Annotated in this window: 2 protein-coding genes; both read left to right on the top strand. The window is 56.9% G+C overall.

Translation table 11 applies throughout. The features are described from left to right. A partial coding sequence (locus ACOSYY_RS09595) for a DUF1269 domain-containing protein (RefSeq protein ID WP_421662048.1) occupies positions 1–483 on the top strand: 483 nt, incomplete at its 5' end. Between the two features lie 366 nt (positions 484–849). Next, positions 850–3,810: a vWA domain-containing protein gene (locus ACOSYY_RS09590; RefSeq protein WP_421662047.1), complete on the top strand. Its 2,961-nt coding sequence runs from the start codon at positions 850–852 to the stop codon at positions 3,808–3,810. Positions 3,811–3,968: the final 158 nt, after the last annotated feature.

Below are 3,968 nucleotides of genomic sequence, written 5' to 3'. Positions count from 1 at the left end.
GTACTGAACGAACTACGAGCCAAGGAAACTGAATATGTCCTGGATCTGGAAGACGCGGTCATCGTGGTTCGCGACATGGATGGGAAGGTCCATCTGAAGCAATGCGTCGATGTGTTCGGAGGCGCCACCAAGCATGGTGTCACGCTGGGCGTGTTATGGGGCGGGCTCATGGGACTGCTGTTCATGAATCCCTTGGCCGGTCTGTTGGGGAGCATTGCCGGCGGCGCAGGAGCCGGCGCCATGACCACCGCCGCCAGCGAATATGGATTATTGAGCGACTATGGAATTCCCGATAAGTTCATCAAAGATTTAGGCAGCACGATCACGCGCGGCACTTCCGCGATCTTCCTGCTGATTCGGAGCGTTGACCAGGACAAACTGCTGACAGGTATCTCAAAGTATGAAGGAACCATTCTCAAGACCTCGCTCAGTAAAGAGCAGGAAGAGAGGTTGCGTACGGCCCTCATGCGCCAGAGCAAATGATACGTACCAGGTAGTCATAGATTCTGCGCGCGCCTCATTTGGCAATTGCTTCCTTCTGCGGCACAGTAGGCTCCACAGTGGCAGCCACATAGCCGATCTTGCCTTGCCTCTCGCCGAGATATGTGCACGTGTTTATCCAGATGGATACACGATTGAATCAATTCGGATACATAATATTTTTACTTGCTGCGTCACATAGCGAATAACAGGACAATTACCCTCCTCCATATTGGCACAATCCTCGCTAAGCCGTTCTGCCATTTGCCGACGATCGGCTGACCGCTCAGTTCGTTGGGCAAGTTTTGCCGATAGGCTCGACATGATCGGTGTCGGTCCTACGCTGACTCATCACACATGGAGGCAAGAATGAAGAATAGCAGATGGCAATATTGGCGCGTTTATTCTGTGGCGATCGTGTTGGCGCTCACGGCCTCAACGAGTGGCCCCGGTCCCGCCCTGGCAGATCCGAACCACGAAGCGGACACAGCCAATTGGATCGCTCTCCCGCTCAGCAGCATCGACGGATTTTTTCCCACAGCCTGGAGTTGCAGCGGAGCGGCACCGTCCCCGCAATCCGTGCTCCAGTTTCACAGAAATTGGCACTGCGCGAATCCGGACCACACCGGCGCGAATTGGGGAAACCGCTTCTTCGGCTTTCACAAGCAATTCTTGCTGGGATATGACCGTTATCTGACGTCGGTCGGCGAACCGCATATTCAAACCTGGGTCGCGGCGCCGGGCGCCTTGATCCCTCCGGCCCACAGTGGTCGCCCCAACGACGCACCGTGCACGACGTGTCAGGCGCTGCCGAGTTCGTTCAAACTTCCTGCTGCCGGCGGCACGTTGGACAGTTTTGCCAGTGTGAGCGCGATCGGCGATGCGATCGTTGGCTGGCATAATACCAATCATGGCCGTATCGCCGCCGCCGGTGGAACCGGTTCCTGCTCCGGATCATCCGCGGATATGAACTGCCCCAGCTGGTCTCCGCGCGATCCGATTTTTTATCGATATCATCATATTTTTGACGACGTCCAAGATGCATGGCGCACGCACCAGGCAACCGACATCGCCATCGTCTTCGATCGATCGGGCAGTATGAGTTTACCCACGAGTGGAGGCGGAACGCGATTGGATGCGGCCAAATCCGCGGCCGGTCTGTTCGCCGATCTCCTTGAGGACGGGTCCAGTCATCGCTTGGGACTGGTGACGTTCTCGACAACCGCTTCCAGTCCCGCGACCATGCCGCTGACGACCGTCGCGAGTGCTCCTGCCGCCCTCACGACCGCGCTCAGCGGCGTCACGGCCAATGGAAACACGAGCATCGGGGACGGCCTGCAGAAAGCCCAGACACTGGTCACGGGCGGCAGTAACCCCAGAAAAGCGTTGCTGCTTTTGACCGATGGGATGGAGAACACCGCCCCTACCATTGCCACCGCTCAGGGAGGATTGGGCGATACGCATGTCTGTTCCGTCGGCTTCGGAACGCCCGGGGGCCTGGATGGCCCAAAGTTGCGCGACCTCAGCGAACGCCAAGGGGGCATTTATATCAGTACGCCCAATTCACTTGAATTGAAGAAGTTCTTCGTCTTCTGCTTTGCGGACATCTTCGATACGTTCGTCGGAGAAGATCCGATCCAAACCCTCCCCGGTGCCACACTGGCGTCAGCTCCAACGATCCATACGGCCTACGAAGACCATAAACTGGTTTTCGTGCTTTCGTGGACCAATCCTCTTCCTGTCGGCGCCTTGCGGCTGGCCATTACGACGCCTTCCGGCGCGCCGGTCACGTTGACCGATCCGGCAGTTGAGAGCACATTGGGGCCCACCTGGCACATCGTTCGAGTGAAGACACCTTTTTATGGCGAAGGAAACGGCCGGTGGGAAGCGCGTGCCGTACGCCCTCACCGCGGATACGTCAATGGTTTCAGCTCAAACGCCTTCGAAGATTTTTCACAGGGTGCGTCGTTGATCCGGCATCAAGTCGACCGTCTCTGCGCGAAAGGGTGTAAGAGGGTTCTGTATTATGAAGATGAAATGGCGCACGACACCTTTGAAGACCACAATAGTATCTATGCGACAGCGCTCTACGGCGACGCAGGTCGCAGAATCGTCGGCGCCATCACCAGACCGCGCACGGCCGGAGAATTTGCGGAAGCGCTCAAGACCGGCAGATTTGACCTGCTGGTCTATAGCTCTCAATTTACCGAAAAGGATCAACCCTACGACGACATCTTAAGCCGCGTGCTGTGTTCGCGAACAAAACCGCTGAGCATCATCAGCGACAATCGCGAGACGCAAGGCGCGCAAGCCATCTTGCGTTGCGCAGGCGCCCTGCGCGGGGAAGCGAAGAATTTTACCGACATGCAGGGGAAGGAATTGTTCACCTCAGGGGAGGCCAAGCTCAAGGAACAGAATCATGTCAAGGTGTTCAGCTACGAAGTGCGGCCCATCTCCCCCAACAGCCTCGTGCAGGCCACGAGCGACCAAGGTACCGGCGCGATACTGACACAGGGAGCATCCGGTAAAGACGAGGAGTTTTTTATCACCGCCCTGACCCGTGGCGCAGGCCGAGTCAAGCCGTTTACCTATCGCAGCCAGTACTATACGTTCGAATCACTGCATCCGACTTTCCACATTCCCGAAATGTATTGGCCGGATGGCGGGTACGACACCATTGAGGCAAGCGTGGATGTCACTCGTCCGGCTCAGAGCACCGGCCGCTTACTGGCGAAGATTGGATTGAAAGAGGGAAGCAAGATCAATGGCGATTCGGCAACTCCTCGCCAAACCGCCTTGGCGCGGCTGGAACACGCCGGTACGCTCCTCAAGACCGAAACCAAACGGTTTCCCTTGTTCGATGACGGCACAAACGGAGACGGTACCGCGAACGACCGCTATTGGGAGGTCAATGTACCGGAAGACTTTGCCGCCTACGACGGACCGTATCAACTCCATGCCTATTTCCGTCTTTGCAAAGGGAGTGTCTGTGTCGATCGGGAAGCGGAGCAGACTGTCACAGTGGAAACAAAACTGAGCGACAAAACTACCTTTACTGTCGAACCACAACAGCCCATCAGAGGGCGCAACATCACACGGGTTCGTTTCACCCCGACGGATCAGGCCGGTTCACCGATGGGACCCGGACTCATCGATTCGCTGCTGATCACGGTGCAGGGCGATGTGCGAATCGCTGCAAAACGCGATGTAGACGGCCGAGGCACTTATGAGGTCATCGCCAGCTGGTCGAGCTTGAAGGGAACGCCGGTTCTTTCGATTCAACAGGTCGGACGGCCGGCTGATGCCCGACGGATCAAGCTCCGCGAGTAAGTTTCATACCGGCTGTTTCAGGAAGAGGATGTCGCCCGCCGCTCACGTGCGGGCGACATCCTTGTGAAGCGAGAAGAGAAGTTGCAAGCTTCCTCACACATCGACATACACAAAAGGCCGGTACGCGGTAATCGCCGTTGGTACATTCCAAAACGCTG

Source organism: Nitrospira sp. BLG_2, from assembly GCF_049222245.1.
This window is presented reverse-complemented; position numbering and strand designations above follow the sequence as displayed.

What these genes read in the sequence shown, in the direction of transcription:
- ACOSYY_RS09590 (WP_421662047.1), top strand. Translation starts at nt 850, where the DNA reads ATGAAGAATAGCAGATGGCAATATTGGCGCGTTTATTCTGTGGCGATC.